The following is a 16,890-nucleotide window of genomic DNA, read 5'->3' on the forward strand; positions in this document are numbered from 1 at the left end:
GGCCTCCACGAACGAAAGTTCGTGGAGGCCTTCTCTTTACGTGTTTCAGGCCTGGAACGTTTCAGTTCTCGGCTGCCAGCTGGCCACAGGCTGCGGCGATTTCCTGACCGCGCGTATCGCGCACCGTGCACGAGACGCCCTGGGCGATGACCCGACGCACGAACTCACGCTCGACGTCCTTGGGGCTCGCGTCCCACTCGCTGCCCGGAGTCGGGTTGAGCGGAATCAGGTTGACGTGCACCAACCCGCCAAGTGCTTTCTTCAGCTTCTTGCCCAGCATGTCCGCGCGCCACGGCTGATCGTTGACGTTCTTGATCATCGCGTACTCGATGGACACACGGCGACCGGTCTTGTCTGCGTAGTACCGGGCAGCCTGAAGTACCTCCGACACTGACCAGCGATTGTTGACCGGGACAAGAGTGTCGCGCAGTTCGTCGTCCGGTGTGTGCAGCGATACCGCCAGCGTGACGCTCAGGCCTTCGTCAGCGAGCTTGCGGATAGCGGGAGCGAGGCCGACGGTCGAGACCGTGACGGACCGCTGAGACAGGCCGAGGCCGTCGGGTGCAGGCGAGGTGATCCGTCGTACCGCTGCCACCACACGCTTGTAGTTCGCCAAAGGCTCGCCCATACCCATGAACACGACGTTCGAGAGGCGTCCGGGGCCGCCGGCGACTTCACCGTCGCGCATGGCGGCCGCTGCCTCGCGAACCTGATCGACGATCTCGGCGGTCGAGAGGTTGCGGTCGAGGCCGCCCTGACCCGTCGCACAGAACGGGCAGGCCATTCCGCAGCCTGCCTGACTCGAGATGCAAAGTGTTGCCCGGTCGGGATAGCGCATCAAGACGCTTTCGAGCAGCGTTCCGTCATGTGCCTTCCACAGGGTCTTGCGAGTGTCGCCCGAATCGCACGCGAGGTGCTTGATCGGGGTCAACAAGGTCGGGAACAGCGACTCCCCCACCTTCTCGCGCACCGATGCGGGGAGATCGGTCATCTTCTCCGGATCGGCTTCCAGCCGCGCGTAGTACTGACGCGCCAGCTGATCGGCCCGGAAAGCCGGAAGGCCGAGCTCTTTCACCGCTTCTTTGCGCTCGGCGGAATCGAGATCGGCGAGGTGCCGTGGAGGCATTCCGCGCTTGGGTGCAGTGAAAACGAGGGGAAGAGAGGCAGCCATAGTTACACCATTGTCCCATTGTTTTGGGGTGCTACCCCACTGCCACCCGATTGTGGCCGGATTACCCGTGCAACTTCGCGCAGGTTGAGTGATGATCATGTCATGTCAACCACACCAGAGGATCCGTCGAATTCCCCCGTGTACGGCCCAGCCGACGGTTTCGGCCCCGATCCGGAACTTCCGAAGGTGGACGAGAACAAGGCAGTGGAAAAACACGATCCGGAACCGACACCGACGCCTGAACCGGTGCCGACCGGAACGTCGGTCACCGACCGAACCAGAGCCGCCACGACCTGGGTTGGCCTGGTCATAGGTGCAATCGTGTTGATCTTACTGCTGGTGTTCATCCTGCAGAACCTCGAGAGCGTCTCCGTCAAGATCCTCGCCTGGCAGATCGACTTTCCGCTCGGAATCACGATCCTGCTTTCCGCCATCGCGGGCGCATTGATCATGGCGTTGGCAGGCGGCGTTCGCATCATTCAGATCCGGCGCGCAGCGAAGCGGCAGATGTGACTGAAATCTAGTTACGCAATTGGGTCGATCGATGGGCCAGCAGGCATCATTGATGTCGTGGAAATCACCGGAAAGGCCCTGATGTGACTACTCACATGGAGAGACCTGTGACCTCGCGAATTGCCCCGCAGCAGGCAAGATCCTGGCTCCTCGTCCCCGCGTCCAAACCGGACACCTTCGACGCCGCACTCGCGAGTGCGGCCGACGCCGTCATTCTCGACCTCGAGGATGCCGTCACCGCACCCAACAAACCAGCTGCCCGCCGCGATGTCGCCGCATTCCTGAGCGAACACAATCACGCCTGGGTTCGGATCAACGACGCCACGACACCGTTCTGGGAAGAGGATCTGGCCGTACTCGCGGGCCTCCCCGGACTCGAGGGTGTCATGCTCGCAAAGACCGAAAGCGGTCAGCAGGCCGACGCCACGGCCGAGCGACTTCCCGACGGCACCAAGATTCTTGCTCTCGTCGAATCCGCGGTGGGACTCGAGGCTGCGCCCGAGATCGCACGCACTGACGGCATCTTCCGTCTCGCATTCGGCAGCGGCGACTTCCGGCGCGACACTGGGATGGACGACTCCCCCACGTCGATGTCGTACCCGCGTTCGCGGCTCACCATCGCCAGCCGCGCAGCACGCATCGCTCCGCCGATCGACGGTCCCACGCTCGGCCCCGATCTGGATCTGCTCGCCCGAGACTGTGCGATCACCTTGTCACTCGGCATGGCCGGCAAACTCTGCATGACCACCGCGCAGACTGCCCCCGTCAACGCAGGACTGAGTCCCTCTGTAGCCGACGCGATCTGGGCTCAGAATGTCATCGACGATCTCGGCGAAGACGGCTCACGCGTGCGCGACGGCAGCGACTTGCCCAAGCTCGCCAAGGCGAAGAAGATTCACAAGCTCGCCACCCTGTTCCACATCCCCACCGATCACTGATTTTTTTACTACTGAATCGGTGCAGAAAACGTCAGGCGCTCAAGTCGGAGCGCCTGACGTTCGTCTTTTGAGCCCGCCTTCACGCAAGTTCGAGTGATCGTGGTTTGGACCGAACATGGATCCGGTATCGCACCGTGAAGCCCAATCCCGTTACTTGCGAGAACGCACGCTCGGCAGTCTTCTCGGTGAACTCGATTCCGAGTACCCGCCGCATATCGTCTCGATTCTCGAACTCCCACCGGGTCTCGACGCGCGTGAGCGAGAATCCTTGAGCCTCGAAGAACGCTTCGACCGCCGCGGGATCGTATTTGGGCAGATCCGCCCTCATCCACTCCCCGTACGGGCCGGCGCTCACATCGAGATCCACGATCAGCAAGACTCCCCCGGGCCTCAGGATGCGCATGGCCTCACGAATTCCCGGGCCGCAGCCTTTTCCGAAGAAGTACGCCGTACGGGCATGAACGAGATCGACTGAAGCATCCACCAGACCCGTGGACTCTGCTGAACCCTGGACTACGTCGATCGACGCCGAATCGCGGGTTCGTTCCCGCGCGGCCCTCACCAGCGGTGCGTGCGGCTCCACTCCGACAACACGACGGGCAGCACGAGCGAACTCCGGTAGATGGAACCCCGCCCCACAGCCGACATCGACGACATCGCGTCCAGACCAGTCGACCTGGGCTCGCATCGCGGCCCAGAGGGAACCGTCGACATCCTGCGCACGGTTCTCGATTTCGTACACGTCCGGCCAATGCCAGATGTTCGGACTGGGAATGGGCTTGGATCGGCCGGAGAAGAAATCACGCACGAGAAATCAGACGAGTGCGTACAGAATCAGCCAGGTGACAAATGCCGACGGCAGGAGTGAATCCAGGCGGTCCATGATTCCGCCGTGGCCGGGAAGCAAGGTTCCCATGTCCTTGATGCCGAGTTCACGCTTGATCTGCGATTCGATCAGGTCGCCGACCGTCGCGACTACCACCAGGACGACACCGAGCAGGACGCCGATCATCGAATTCGCGTCGAGGATCAACGTCACCGAAAGCAAACTGCCGATGACGCAGAAAATGAGGGATCCGACGAATCCCTCCCAGGACTTCTTCGGGCTCACAGCGGGCACCATCGGGTGCTTCCCGAACAGCACTCCAGCCGCGTAGCCGCCGATGTCGGAGCACACGACACCGATCATCAGGACGAAGACGCGACCGGGGCCGTCGTCTTCGAGCACCATCAACGCACCGAATGACGCCAACAGCGGGATCCACGCCAGAACGAACACCGTGATGGAGGTGTCTCGCAGGAAGTTCTTCGGGGTCGCTTTGAGCCCGTGGTCGAACAACCGCCACACCATGCACACCAGGACGGTTGCGATGAATCCGCTGAGCACCCCGACCGGTCCCCACGGCCAGCCGAGCCAGATCGTGGCTTGCCCGCCGACGAGAAGGGGAATTCGCGGCACCTCGATGTCGGCTTCACGAAGCCGCGTGGTGACCTCCCACGTCGCGATGAACATCGCGATCGCGACGACAGCGATCCATCCCGGGGGCAGGAAGATCAAAGTGCCGATGACCAAGGCGCCGAGGCCAGCTCCGACGCCGATGGCGGCAGGTAGGTTCCTGCCCGCCTTCGACTTCGGCGGTTGCGCGCCCTCAGCGCCGCCCGTAGGCCCGTCCGTGACGGGACCACCGGCGGTTCCCTCTTGTGCGTGCACCCAAACTCCCTGATCTACTCCCGACGACAAACACTGCAAATGAGGAGGCTATACCTCCATCAACTCTGCTTCCTTGTGCTTGACGAGTTCCTCGACCGTGTGCACGTACTTCGCCGTGGTCTTGTCGAGTTCTTTCTCTGCGCGACCGACCTCGTCCTCGCCGGCTTCACCGTCCTTCTGGATCCGGCTGAGTTCGTCCATCGCCTTGCGGCGGATGTTGCGCAGCGTGACCTTCGAATCCTCGCCCTTGGACTTGGCCTGCTTCACCAGTTCACGTCGACGCTCTTCCGTGAGCTGCGGAACCGAAATGCGGATGATGCTGCCGTCGTTGGACGGGTTCACACCGAGATCCGAGTTGCGGATCGCCGTCTCGATCGCGTTGAGCTGCGAAGCCTCGTACGGCTTGACGATGACCATGCGGGCCTCGGGGACGTTGATGCTCGCGAGCTGCGTGATCGGCGTGATCGAACCGTAGTAGTCGATCACGATGCGCGAGAACATACCGGGGTTCGCGCGTCCGGTGCGAACCGAGCCGAGATCGTCCTTGGCTACCGTGACAGCCTTTTCCATCTTCTCTTCTGCCTCGAAGAGCGCTTCATCGATCACGGCTGTTCCTCCATGTTGTTCTGCATCATTTTTTGGGTGTCACTCACGACTTGATCAGGGTGCCGATCTTCTCACCGGACACCGCGCGAGCGATGTTTCCTTCGGTGAGGAGGTTGAACACCATCATCGGCATCGAGTTGTCCATGCACAGGCTGAATGCCGTCGCGTCCGCGACCTTGAGCTCACGTTCGATGACCTCACGGTGCGTGATCTGTTCGTACATCGTCGCGTCCGGGTCGAGACGCGGGTCGGCCGAGTAGACGCCGTCGACAGCCTTGGCCATCAGCACTACCTCGGCACCGATCTCCAGCGCGCGCTGCGCAGCAGTGGTGTCAGTCGAGAAGTAGGGCATACCCATCCCGGCACCGAAAATGACTACGCGCCCCTTCTCGAGGTGCCTGCGTGCGCGAAGGGGGAGGTACGGCTCGGCGACCTGGCCCATGGTGATGGCCGTCTGCACGCGAGAATCGACGCCCGCCTTCTCCAGGAAATCCTGCAGAGCGAGGCAGTTCATGACGGTGCCTAGCATGCCCATGTAGTCGGAGCGCGCGCGATCGAGGCCACGCTGCTGCAGTTCCGCCCCGCGGAAGAAGTTTCCGCCGCCGATGACCACTGCAACCTGTACGCCCGATCGAACGACCTCTGCGATCTGCTCAGCCACCTTGGTGACCACGTCGGGATCGAGACCGACTTTGCCGCCTCCGAACATTTCGCCGCCGAGTTTGAGCAGGACCCGCTTGAATCCTGGACGTTCGTTGGCTGGTTCGGACATTGTTCTCCTCAGTTCGATACAAGACCTTGTAGGTCCTTCATTCTTCTTCTGCCGCCGAATCGGACACCGCGGCATAGGAAAGCCCCCGGGACTCGTCCCGAGGCACTCTCATCCTGCCTCATCGGAGGCCCCAGGTACACGTAGACCCCGCCGGTAGAGCAAATGCTCTTCAGGCGGGGTCCATGTGTGCGGGCTCCGAATTAAGCGGAGGCGCCGACCTCGAAACGCACGAAGCGCTTGATGGTCACGCCTGCCTCGTCGAGGATCGCCTTGACGGTCTTCTTGGAGTCCGTGACCGAAGACTGCTCGGTCAGAACGACGTCCTTGAAGTAACCGTTGACGCGGCCTTCGATGATCTTCGGCAGTGCCTGTTCGGGCTTGCCTTCTGCGCGGGCGGTCTCTTCGGCGATGTGACGCTCGGAAGCGACGATCTCCTCGGGAACCTCGTCACGCGTGACGTACTTCGCCTTGAGTGCTGCGACCTGCATTGCAGCGCCGCGAGCGGCCTCAGCAGCAGCATCGCCTTCACCGGTGTACTCGACGAGAACGCCGACAGCGGGCGGCAAGTCGGAGCTGCGCTTGTGCAGGTAAACGGCAACGGGGCCGTCGAAGGAAGCGACGCGGCTCAGTTCGAGCTTCTCACCGATCTTCGCGGACTGCTCCGCAATGACGGTGTCGATGGTCTTGCCGTCGAGCTCGAGCGCCTTGAGAGCGTCGAGGTCAGCAGGCTTACCAGCAGCAGCGACGGTCACGATCTCGTCGGCCAGCTTGATGAACTCGTCGTTCTTGGCGACGAAGTCGGTCTCGCAGTTGATCTCGATCATGACGCCGTCCTTGGCGACGACGAGACCCTCAGCGGTGGTGCGCTCTGCGCGCTTTCCGACATCCTTCGCGCCCTTGATGCGCAGCTGCTCGACGGCCTTGTCGAAATCGCCGTCTGCATCTGCGAGTGCGTTCTTACATGCCATCATTCCGGAGCCGGTGAGCTCACGGAGCCGCTTGACGTCAGCGGCGGTGTAGTTCGCCATGATTAGCGAGCCTCCTCATGTGTCTGTTTCGGACCTAGGACTAACGGTGAAGCACGGCCTAACGGTGAAGCACGGCCTGACGGTGGTGCTCGGGCCTAACGGTGAAACGGCCCTGACCAAAAGAACTCTTGGTCAGGGCCGGTTTCAACGAATCAGGCCTCGGTGGCCGGTGCCTCTGCGGCGGGGGCTGCCTCAGCCTCTGCAGCCGGAGCTGCCTCAGCCTCTGCGGCCGGAGCTGCCTGCGAGAGCAGTTCCTGCTCCCACTCGGCGAGGGGCTCGCCTGCGCCGGCTTCGGGCTTCGCGTCCTTGTCGGCGCTCAGTCCTGCACGTGCCTGCACACCTTCGGCAACCGCGGAAGCGACAACCTTGGTCAGCAGTGCTGCGGAACGGATGGCGTCGTCGTTGCCCGGGATCGGGTAGTCGACGAGGTCGGGGTCGCAGTTGGTGTCCAGGATCGCGATGACCGGGATGTTCAGCTTGCGAGCCTCGGCAACTGCCAGGTGCTCCTTGTTGGTGTCGACGATCCACACCGCGGAAGGAACCTTGGCCATGTCGCGGATACCACCGAGGGTGCGATCCAGCTTGGTCATCTCACGCGTGAGCATGAGGATTTCCTTCTTGGTGCGACCTTCGAATCCACCGGTCTGCTCCATTGCCTCGAGCTCCTTGAGGCGAAGCAGACGCTTGTGAACGGTGGTGAAGTTGGTGAGCATGCCGCCGAGCCAACGCTGGTTGACGTAGGGCATTCCGACGCGAGTCGCTTCGGAAGCGATGGACTCCTGCGCCTGCTTCTTGGTACCGACGAAGAGAACGGTGCCGCCGTGGGCAACGGTCTCCTTGACGAACTCGTACGCCTTGTCGATGTACGTCAGCGTCTGCTGGAGGTCGATGATGTAGATGCCGTTGCGGTCGGTCAAGATGAATCGCTTCATCTTCGGGTTCCAGCGACGGGTCTGATGTCCGAAGTGGGTTCCACTATCGAGCATCTGCTTCATGGTTACGACAGCCATGGCTGTGTACCTCAAACTTTCAATCCGGTTGATGCAGGCGATCGGGTGATCCCTGCCCTGGCACCCGCACGGCCGTCGGACCTGTTTCGTGAGAACCAGGACCAGCCGAGGCCGGAAAACGTGCGCGGGCGCGCGAAGTCGGACTGTGCGAGCACAGACCGCTCGACAAGTGTACGTCCTCGTCCCCCGATGCCATAACCACCCCGGTAGCAACAGACCGAACCGGCGGTTGTGGATCGGCGGCTACCTTGTGGATTACCCGTCTGATCTGCATTGAAGCGTGCGCTACTCCACGCAAGATCAAGGAATGACGATCTTGCGCGGAGCTCGACGAGGCGTGGTATTTGCCGTGATCTCCTGCTGTGTCGCCGTAGGCACGGCGTCAGCAGACACGCGATTCGACTGGCCGCTCGCTCCTCGGCCGCACGTGGAACGCGCTTTCGACAAACCGGCCGAGAACTGGCTGCCGGGTCATCGCGGGGTCGATCTCGGCGGCAGCGCCGGCCAATCCGTCCTCGCGGCCGGCGACGGCATCGTGGTGTTCGCGGGAGTGGTCGCCGGAAAGCCGACGGTGTCGATAGATCATTCCGGCGGCCTACGCACGACCTACGAACCCGTCACCGCAGTCGTTCGCACAGGTGAACGCGTCGCAGCCAGGTCAGTGATCGGAACCCTCGAAACCGGGCACGAAGGGTGCGCTGTCGAAGCATGTTTGCACTGGGGCTTGCGCAGAGGACGCGAGTATCTCGATCCACTCGGACTGGTTCGGTCGCAACCGCTCAGGCTCAAGCCATTGAAAGGAGGCTGATCGGTCGCAGAAATCGGTCGCAGAATCAGTGCCATTCGGAAACGGCGTGCCGACCCACAGCGTCCGCGAAGTCGTCGGCCACCATCGCTGCCAGTTCCATGAACGCTCGTCTGGTGGCCGGTCGCATCAATTCGAGGTCCATCACCGACCCCTCCGCGAGATGCTCGTCGAAAGGAATGACCTCGACGGCGCGGCATCGACGCATGAAATAGTCCACCAACGCGTCCATGTCGATGACGCTCGACCCGGGTCTGGCGGCGCTGATGACGACGACGGTCCGCTCGACCAGATGGCCGTATCCGTGCAACTGAAGCCAATCGAGCGTTGCCGCTGCACTGCGCGCTCCGTCGATTGCCGGCGAACTGACGAGAACCAACGAATTGGCAAGATCCAGAACGCCGTTCATCGCCGAGTGCATGATCCCGGTACCGCAATCAGTGAGGATGATGTTGTAGTAGACCTGCAAGATGTCGATGACCTGGCGATAGTCGGCCTCGCTGAATGCCTCCGAAATCGCCGGATCCTGCTCACTCGCCAGCACCTCGAGACGACTCGACGACTGGGATGTGTGCACTCGAACGTCCGAATAGCTCTTTATGTCCGGTCTAGCAGCAATCAGATCGCGCACTGTCGAATTGGTCTGCAGCGGAACACGTTGTGCCAAAGTCCCGAAATCGGGATTGGCGTCAACCGCCACGACGCAGTCACCACGCAGCGAAGCAAACGTCGCACCGAGTCCGACCGTGACCGTCGTCTTGCCCACGCCGCCTTTGAGCGAGAGCAGAGCGACTCGGTAGTCGTTGCGGATCGGCTGCTCGATTCGGGCGGCCAGTGCACGGTTGCGCTGTTCGTTGGTCGAATCCCCCAGATTGACCACACCTCCGGTCGCACGATGCAATCCCCTTCGCCAGCCGCCACGCGGCGTCCGTTTCGGGCGTTTCAGTAAAGCTTCGGCAACCAGATCCTGGTTTGTCACCTGCTGTTGGCTCGACGGTGGCGGTGGCGTGGACCAGACCTCTTGCAGTCGCGCCACAGGCTCCGGCGTCGGCGCCGGCTCGGGAGCCGGTTGCGGCGATTCGGACAGCCAGGCTGGTTGGCCGCTGTTCGGCAGGTGCTTCACATCTTGGCGGTTCACGAATCCCCCGGATATCGCATGTAATCGAGTGTCTCGATACGACGATCGAACTTTGCCGATTGTTCACTCTTCTGAGCTGCGACGCTACCAAATACCGGCCGAGAACTCGCGTCGCTCCACAAATCAGGCGCGCGGATGGGCCTGATCGTGGACGGATCGAAGCCGTTCGACCGACACGTGCGTGTACAGCTGAGTGGTCGCCAAACTCGCATGACCGAGGAGTTCTTGGACCACACGAAGGTCCGCACCACCCTCCAGCAAATGTGTCGCAGCCGAGTGCCGAAGCCCGTGCGGACCCATGTCGGGAGCCCCTGGAATTGCAGCCATGGTTTCGTGGACCACCGAACGCGCCTGACGCTGATCGAGCCGGCCGCCTCGAACTCCGAGGAGCAACGCTCGCCCGGACCGATCCGAACACAGCGCGGGTCGTCCGTGCTCCAGCCAGCCGTTCAGTGCCGATTCTGCGGGCAGGCCGTATGGCACCGACCGCTCCTTGTTCCCCTTGCCGAGAACACGAAGCAATCGTCGATCGGCATCGACCGACTCGACGTCCAGTCCACACAACTCGCCGACGCGAATTCCGGTGGAGTACAACAATTCCACGATGAGTCGGTCTCGCAGGGCGAGCGGCTCTTGTTGCTGCGCACCGCTTTCCGCCGCATCCATTGCGTCGAGGGCCTGGCTCTGACGCAGCACCGTCGGCAGCGTCCGGCGAGCTGGTGGAGCCGCCAGACGTGTGCCCGGGTCGACGGAAATGCGTCCGGTCTGCGCGAGCCACGCAGTGAACCCACGCGCCGAAGAAGCCCGTCGAGCTACCGTCGTACGGGCTATTCCTACGGCATTCTGGGCGGCCAACCACGAACGCATGACACTTAGGTCGAGGCGGTCGAGATCTGCATTCTCCGAACCCGCGGAGAAATGGGTCAGCAATGCCCGCGCGTCACCGACGTAGGCGCGGATCGTGTGTTCCGACCGGCCTCGGCTCAGTCGGAGGTGCTCGGCATACGCATCGAGGTGAACGCTCAAGCTCGCCGGCAATGCGTCAGTCATGAACACACGCTCGCTCGCCGCGATTGAAACTGCAAGCTCCCTCGCCGATAGGGTTGATCGGTGAATCGAGCAATTCCTGTGAAGATGTTGTGCGTACTGGCACTGATTTCCGCAATCGCTCCACTGTCCATCGACATGTACCTGCCCGGCCTACCGTTGATGGCGGATGCACTCGACACTACTGCGGCCAGCGTTCAGCTCACGCTGACCACCTTCATGGCAGGCCTCGGAATCGGCCAGCTGATCATCGGTCCGATCTCCGACGGACTTGGCAGGCGACGAATACTGCTGGCCGCGACAATCATCACGGCACTGAGCGGCGCGGCATGCGCGGTGGCGCCGAACATCGAGTTGCTCATCGGTGCACGACTCGTCCAGGGCTTGAGTGGAGGCGCTGCCATCGTTCTTGCCCGCGCTTGTATTGCCGACCGAGCGCGTGGCGACGACGCAGCGAAGCTCTTCAGCATCATGATGATCATCGGCGGTATCGCTCCCGTGGTCGCGCCACTGATCGGCGGCGCACTTCTCGGCCCCGTCGGGTGGCGCGGGATCTTCTGGGTCCTGGCGGTCGCGGGCGCTGTAATGGTGGCTGGTGTCGTTTTGCTCGTTCCCGAGACACTTCCGCCCGAGCGACGCCACGGCGGCGGATTGAAGGCACTGATCTCGAATCTGCGATACGTGGTCCGCAATCGGCACTACCTCGGATATGCGCTCGCATTCGTCTTCGGATTCGGCGCCTTGTTCGCGTACATCTCCGCGTCACCGTTCGTCGTTCAGAACGTTCTCGGGCTGAGTCCGTCACAATTCTCGATCGTGTTCGCAGTGAACGCCACCGGAATGGTCACGGCAGCGATGATCACCACTCGCCTGCTCGGTCGCGTCGGAGCACGCACGCTGCTGCGTTTCGGGGTGCGCCTACTCCTCATGGGCGGCGCCGTATTGTTCTGCACCAGCGTGGTTTTCAGTTCCACGAATACCTGGTTGATCTTGGTCCCACTGTTCGTGGCAATTTCGAGCATCGGGTTCATCATGGGGAATGCGACCGCTCTCGCCCAAGGAGAGGTCACCAACGCGGCCGGGACCGGTTCAGCGCTGATGGGAGCGGGCCAGTTCGGCTTGGCGGCGCTGGTTTCGCCGTTGGTGGGAATTGCGGGAGAAGACACGGCAGTTCCGATGGCAATCGCAATTCCCACCTTCGGAGTTCTCGCGGCCGTTGCGCTCGTGTTGCTGACTCGCGGCACGGCCGCCGCGAGTTAGTTTTCGGCCGCGGCGAGTTCGGACTTCCAGACCCGGAAGCCCTCTTCGGTGCGACCACGACGCCAATAGCCGGAAATGGAAGCGGCCGACGCCGGGACATTTCGTTCCTTGCGAATGTACGGCCGGAGGTTGTGCATGACGGCTTGCGCTTCACCGTGAATGAACACGTGCGGTTCGCCCGGCAACCACTCGAGAGCCTTCACCGCGGCGACAACCGGAGCGTTGTCACCCGCCAATTCTTCGCCGACCGCGTCGGACGATGCCCCGCGATGCAGCCAGGTCACGGCAATACCTTCTGGGGCATCGAGCGCGATTTCGTCTTCCGGTCCCCCGACCTCGACGACGGCGTAGCCGACCGCATTCGGCGCCAATCGCGCTATCGACGCGGAAATAGCGGGTATCGCGGTCTCGTCTCCGACGAAGAGATACCAATCAGCGGTTGGTGACGGCGAAAACGCGCCACCGGGTCCCCGCAGAGTAATCTCAGCGCCCGGCTGAACTGACGCGGCCCACGGACCTGCGACACCCATGTCGCCGTGGACGACAAAATCGATTGCAATCTCTTTGGCATCAAGATCGTACGAACGAATCGTGTAGGTGCGCAGTGTCGGCTGATCAGGAGTGCCGAATTCGATCTTTACATAGGAATCGCTGTATTCGCTGGGAGTGAACGACTCGAAGCCTGGTCCCCCGAGAAACACTCGTACCATATGGGGGGTCAATTGTTCGGTCCGCAGAACCGTCAATGCAGTTGTCGGCTTGGCCACAGAAAGATCCTTCCGAAAGTTAGTGTTACCTAACTAATGTACACGACAATTGCAGCACGAGGGCGAAATACCTCGCCGGCGACTCCACACAGCGCTCTGTCGACCTTTGTGCAGAGCGAAAGAAACCGACCAATCTGCTGGGTAAATTCGGTGCTGTTTAGACGAATTATCTGATCAGCTTCACACGGACGACCTGTCGGACAAAGCTGTCCGAGAACTCGGCAAAGCAACAGTAAAATACACCTCTGGCTCCCGGCGAGTTCGCCGAGAGCCAGAGGTGTATTTAATTCAATCTAGTGTGCAGCGTCGAAAGCGTCGATGATTTCCGCTTTGATACGCCCACGCGGAGCAACTTCGTAACCGTTCTTACCTGCCCAGTCACGGATGGCCTGGAGCGTCTCCTTGGAGCGTCCGGAACCTGATGTGGCCTGCGGAGATGCAGCCTGAGCCTTCTTGCCGCGCTTCCCGCTCACCTTCGCAGCAGCCTCCACGAACGGCTTCACCGCAGCGTCGAACTTCTCTGCATTGGTGGCGCGCAGATCGATCACGTAATCCGTTCCCTGGTAAGAGAACTCAATTCGATCACCGAATCCATCGTCAATCGGCTTACCATCAAGGTCGTCGATGAGTTGCCGAATCAGCTTCTCAGCCATTGCACTCCTCTTTCAATGATCGATTCAATTCTCCTTCACAATACACAGATAGAGCGTTGATGAACAAAAGAAGTTCGAAAGCCTTCACCGTTTCCGAACAGACTCAATGGTCCGAATTAGCAGCGGGTTAGCGGCATTGCCTCGACCGAACACGACCCTGAAAATTCTGCACATTCATCCCTCGGATGCCGGGTGTCAATCAATGCCCGCCGTCATCGTGATCCAGACTAATCGGACTTCCACGCACATTGACCTGAGGCTTTCCTGAGACCCGTCGAACTTGCAGGTCGGGTCGGCGAAACGCATCGAGAATTACATTGCACACAGTCGAGCAAATTCGTGAAAAATAGCCCTGACGTGCCATTTCCGATGCGCTGCGGGTATTGACGATTCACGGTCTTCGCAAACGATTAGTGAGCATCGCCACGCATGGTCTGACGGGCGCAGAAGTAGTTCACGTACTACCGCGTCCGAAACCAACCACTGGAATCAGAACCTGCAAATCCCTCCAGTTCGAGCAGAGGAAGAGTGGCACGAACCTGAGCTATGAGCAATCCCGATTCCTCGGACAACTCACGCGTACTGCGAGACCCCGTTCCCGGCAATGCTTCGTATACCAATCGAGAATTGCCTCGCAATGCGTCGATGTCACGCGTCGCGGCTGCATCCTCCGCGGAATCCCCGACACCAAATGGGCCTGAAGCTTCGACTACATCCACGGCATTGGAAACGAGTTGCGCTTCACCTTCGCGGATCATCCGGTGACATCCGGTCGACGATGCCGAGGTAACCGGTCCGGGCACCGCCATCACGGGACGGCCTAACTTCCGAGCCCAATTGGCGGTATTGCGTGCACCACTGCGCCAACCCGCCTCGACCACCACTACTCCGTCCGACAACGCAGCTACCAGTCGATTCCTTGCCAGAAACCGGAACTTTGCAGGTGTTGTGCCCGGCGGATATTCACTTATCACTGCACCCGAACTCGCTATCTGTTTGAGTAGTCGCGCATGCCCTGACGGATACGCCCGATCCACGCCACAGGCCAAGACAGCCAGTGTGGTTCCACCTACGCCCAATGCAGCGCGGTGCGCGGCCCCGTCGATACCGAAGGCCGCCCCGGAAATCACGGTCCACCCGTCGACAGCCAGGTCACCGGCAATCTCTGCCGTCACGTGTTCGCCGTACACAGTAGATGCCCGCGTGCCCACAATTCCAACCGATCTCTCGGTCAGATCAACCAAATCCCCGGACCCCAACACCCACAACACAAATGGCGCCGTCCCACCCCCGGAGGGATCGAGTCCGTCAAAGGAAAGCATTCGCCACGCCGGCCAATCGGCGCAATTCGGTGTTACGAGTCTGCCACCCATCGCCTCCATCAGGTCGAGGTCTCGTTGGGCTGTGTCGATGTGAGCGCGGGCTCGCGTCTTCTCCTCGATCGCGGGTGGCAGATCGCCGTTGCGGACCGCCCTCGCAGTTTCTTCGACCCCGAGCTCGTCGATCAACATGGACATATACGCGCTTGGGCCCTGCACGACGCGGGACAGATATGCCCAAGCGAGTAGTCGTGGATCGTGTGCAGTCATTGGAATCCCCTGTCTCGGAAGTCGAGTGCGGTGACAACTTGGTCTGGTCCGGGCATCGCCTCACCTGCCAGATCGGCGACACTCCAGGCAACCCGCAACGCTCGGTCCGCCCCACGAGCAGTGATGACACCTTTACGCAGCGCCCGTTCCACCGGCGCCAGCGCTGCACGCGAGAGTCTGAACTTCTGTCTCAACGCCGGCCCTGGTACCTCCGCGTTGGTCCGCCACCCGTACTCACTCCACCGCTGGGCCGCAGTGTCTCGAGCCGCCGCCACGCGCGCACGAACATCGCTGGTGCTTTCTCCCACTTCGTCGATCAGCGCGCCGGTTGCAACGGCCTGCATCCGAACCCTGATGTCGACTCGGTCCAAGAGCGGGCCGGACAATTTCCCCAGGTAACGGCGACGCGCCGCGGGTGCGCAGACACAATCCGCGTCTCTCGGTGGCGCGCATGGGCAGGGATTGGCGGCCAGGATCAGCTGGAACCGCGCCGGGTACCGGGCAACTCCGTCCCGCCGGGCGATTCGCACTTCCCCGTCTTCGAGTGGTGTGCGTAGCGCTTCGAGCACCTTCACCCCGATCTCGGCACATTCGTCGAGAAACAGCACGCCGCGATGGGCGCGGCTGACCGCACCAGGACGAGCCATCCCACTACCACCACCCACCAGCGAACTGACCGACGAACTGTGATGCGGCGCAATGAAAGGCGGCATATCGATCAACGGCCGATCCTCCGGCAACACCCCCGCCACCGAATGAATCGCCGTCACCTCCAACGACTCCCCCTCCGTCAACGGCGGAAGAATCCCCGGAAGCCTCTGCGCCAACATCGTTTTCCCGATCCCCGGCGGACCCGTCAACATCAAATGATGCGCACCCGCCGCAGCAACCTCGATCGCCCACCGAGCATCCGTCTGCCCGACAACCTCACTCAAATCCCGCACCGCCACCACACCAGCACGCTCGAAAACATCAGGAACAGCAAGCGCCAACTCCCCACGCAACCACCCGATCACCGCGGACAGATCGTCAGCGCCCAGCACCTCGATCCCCTTCACCAAGCCCGCCTCAGCCAACGCCCGAGCCGGAACCACCACAGTCCCCCACCCCGCCCGCTTCGCCGCAAGCACCGCAGGCAACACACCACGCACCGTCCGCAAACGACCGTCGAGCGCCAACTCCCCCAAAAACACAGTCTCCCGCAACAACTTCCGCGGCAACTTCTTCGCCGCATCGAGAACTGACAACGACAAAGCCAAATCGTAAACACTGCCCACCTTCGGCAACGTCGCCGGCGACAACGCCAAAATCACCTTGCTGTCCGGCCACTCCTCACCAGAATTGGTCACCGCCGCTCGAATCCGATCACGCGACTCGTGCAACGCCGTATCAGGCAGCCCCACCAAATGCACCGCAGGCAACCCGCGCCCGATATCCGCCTCGATCTCCACTATCTGCCCGTCCACACCACTGACCGCAACAGAATGCGCCCGCCCCAACGCCATCAGAACGCATCCACAAAATGCTCGACCGAAGGCACGCCGTCCCGGCCGATCAACACCGCCACCACATCGAAACGGACCCTCGACCACGACCGGCCCGAATCAGTGAGCCAGTGCATCGCCAACACCCGAATCCGACGCTGCTTCGCGAACGTCACCGACTCCGCCGGACTCCCGTACCCGGCACCCGAGCGAGTCTTCACCTCCACGAACACAATTCGATCACCGGACGTCGCAACAACATCCAACTCGCCGTACCGACAACGCCAATTGCGTTCGACAATCTCCAAACCCGCATCAATCAGGAACTCGACAGCCACATCCTCGCCCCGAGCCCCCAACGCCATATTCCTCGCCATCGCAGCCCCCACCACTCACAC

Annotated in this window: 18 protein-coding genes; 4 read left to right on the forward strand and 14 right to left on the reverse strand. The window is 61.6% G+C overall.

Features of this window, described 5'->3' with window-relative positions; genetic code table 11:
- Window positions 1-61: 61 nt before the first annotated feature.
- Entirely contained in the window at window positions 62-1,171 is a 1,110-nt protein-coding gene (gene rlmN, locus AC1Q61_RS16765) for a dual-specificity RNA methyltransferase RlmN (RefSeq protein WP_003942816.1), read from the reverse strand.
- Window positions 1,172-1,273: 102 nt separating this feature from the next.
- Between rlmN and AC1Q61_RS16770 the strand changes: the two genes are divergently transcribed.
- Window positions 1,274-1,684: a LapA family protein gene (locus AC1Q61_RS16770; RefSeq protein WP_073512295.1), complete on the forward strand. Its 411-nt coding sequence runs from the start codon at window positions 1,274-1,276 to the stop codon at window positions 1,682-1,684.
- 95 nt (window positions 1,685-1,779) lie between these two features.
- On the forward strand, window positions 1,780-2,622 hold the full coding sequence (locus AC1Q61_RS16775) for an HpcH/HpaI aldolase/citrate lyase family protein (RefSeq protein ID WP_030535660.1): 843 nt from the start codon (window positions 1,780-1,782) through the stop codon (window positions 2,620-2,622).
- 79 nt (window positions 2,623-2,701) lie between these two features.
- Here the strand turns inward: AC1Q61_RS16775 and AC1Q61_RS16780 are convergent, their stop codons facing one another.
- From AC1Q61_RS16780 to rpsB, 6 genes are all read right to left on the reverse strand, one after another.
- Window positions 2,702-3,430, reverse strand: coding sequence for a class I SAM-dependent methyltransferase (locus tag AC1Q61_RS16780; protein WP_050656821.1), 729 nt, complete (start codon window positions 3,428-3,430; stop codon window positions 2,702-2,704).
- 6 nt (window positions 3,431-3,436) lie between these two features.
- Entirely contained in the window at window positions 3,437-4,333 is an 897-nt protein-coding gene (locus tag AC1Q61_RS16785; RefSeq protein ID WP_050656822.1) for a phosphatidate cytidylyltransferase, read from the reverse strand.
- Window positions 4,334-4,381: 48 nt separating this feature from the next.
- A complete protein-coding gene (frr, locus tag AC1Q61_RS16790) occupies window positions 4,382-4,939 on the reverse strand; it encodes a ribosome recycling factor (protein ID WP_042924420.1) in 558 nt (185 codons plus the stop codon).
- Between the two features lie 43 nt (window positions 4,940-4,982).
- On the reverse strand, window positions 4,983-5,711 hold the full coding sequence (pyrH, locus tag AC1Q61_RS16795; RefSeq protein WP_003942722.1) for a UMP kinase: 729 nt from the start codon (window positions 5,709-5,711) through the stop codon (window positions 4,983-4,985).
- A 200-nt stretch (window positions 5,712-5,911) separates the two neighbouring features.
- On the reverse strand, window positions 5,912-6,739 hold the full coding sequence (gene tsf, locus AC1Q61_RS16800) for a translation elongation factor Ts (protein WP_007734877.1): 828 nt from the start codon (window positions 6,737-6,739) through the stop codon (window positions 5,912-5,914).
- A 152-nt stretch (window positions 6,740-6,891) separates the two neighbouring features.
- Window positions 6,892-7,749, reverse strand: a complete 858-nt coding sequence (rpsB, locus tag AC1Q61_RS16805; RefSeq protein WP_003942709.1) for a 30S ribosomal protein S2 — start codon at window positions 7,747-7,749, stop codon at window positions 6,892-6,894.
- A 307-nt stretch (window positions 7,750-8,056) separates the two neighbouring features.
- Between rpsB and AC1Q61_RS16810 the strand changes: the two genes are divergently transcribed.
- Window positions 8,057-8,557 (forward strand): M23 family metallopeptidase, encoded by a 501-nt coding sequence (locus tag AC1Q61_RS16810; protein WP_042924423.1) that lies wholly within the window; start codon window positions 8,057-8,059, stop codon window positions 8,555-8,557.
- A 25-nt stretch (window positions 8,558-8,582) separates the two neighbouring features.
- Here the strand turns inward: AC1Q61_RS16810 and AC1Q61_RS16815 are convergent, their stop codons facing one another.
- Together AC1Q61_RS16815 and AC1Q61_RS16820 are read right to left on the reverse strand one after the other, a co-directional pair.
- Complete coding sequence (locus tag AC1Q61_RS16815; protein ID WP_003942711.1) at window positions 8,583-9,692, reverse strand: MinD/ParA family ATP-binding protein; 1,110 nt, start codon at window positions 9,690-9,692, stop codon at window positions 8,583-8,585.
- Window positions 9,693-9,815: 123 nt separating this feature from the next.
- Window positions 9,816-10,742, reverse strand: coding sequence for a tyrosine recombinase XerC (locus AC1Q61_RS16820; protein ID WP_042924466.1), 927 nt, complete (start codon window positions 10,740-10,742; stop codon window positions 9,816-9,818).
- Window positions 10,743-10,826: 84 nt separating this feature from the next.
- Here AC1Q61_RS16820 and AC1Q61_RS16825 point away from each other — a divergent pair, with 84 nt between their 5' ends.
- The gene (locus AC1Q61_RS16825; protein ID WP_042924467.1) at window positions 10,827-11,999 is read left to right on the forward strand and encodes a multidrug effflux MFS transporter; all 1,173 of its coding nucleotides are present in this window, start codon (window positions 10,827-10,829) and stop codon (window positions 11,997-11,999) included.
- Here the strand turns inward: AC1Q61_RS16825 and AC1Q61_RS16830 are convergent.
- The 5 genes from AC1Q61_RS16830 to AC1Q61_RS16850 form a co-directional block, all read right to left on the reverse strand.
- The gene (locus AC1Q61_RS16830) at window positions 11,996-12,766 is read right to left on the reverse strand and encodes a siderophore-interacting protein (protein ID WP_007734868.1); all 771 of its coding nucleotides are present in this window, start codon (window positions 12,764-12,766) and stop codon (window positions 11,996-11,998) included. The two genes, AC1Q61_RS16825 and AC1Q61_RS16830, sit on opposite strands and share 4 nt — an antisense overlap.
- Before the next feature lie 293 nt (window positions 12,767-13,059).
- Window positions 13,060-13,419: a histone-like nucleoid-structuring protein Lsr2 gene (locus tag AC1Q61_RS16835; protein ID WP_003942721.1), complete on the reverse strand. Its 360-nt coding sequence runs from the start codon at window positions 13,417-13,419 to the stop codon at window positions 13,060-13,062.
- Between the two features lie 461 nt (window positions 13,420-13,880).
- Window positions 13,881-15,008, reverse strand: coding sequence for a DNA-processing protein DprA (gene dprA, locus AC1Q61_RS16840; RefSeq protein ID WP_215515853.1), 1,128 nt, complete (start codon window positions 15,006-15,008; stop codon window positions 13,881-13,883).
- Window positions 15,005-16,513, reverse strand: coding sequence for a YifB family Mg chelatase-like AAA ATPase (locus tag AC1Q61_RS16845; RefSeq protein ID WP_007734866.1), 1,509 nt, complete (start codon window positions 16,511-16,513; stop codon window positions 15,005-15,007). The genes dprA and AC1Q61_RS16845 overlap by 4 nt, the downstream gene beginning before the upstream one ends.
- Window positions 16,513-16,869: a YraN family protein gene (locus AC1Q61_RS16850; protein WP_039973464.1), complete on the reverse strand. Its 357-nt coding sequence runs from the start codon at window positions 16,867-16,869 to the stop codon at window positions 16,513-16,515. Before AC1Q61_RS16850 ends, AC1Q61_RS16845 begins: the two co-directional genes overlap by 1 nt.
- Between the last annotated feature and the right edge of the window lie 21 nt (window positions 16,870-16,890).

It is taken from the genome of Rhodococcus sp. MPR-R1B, from assembly GCF_058793255.1.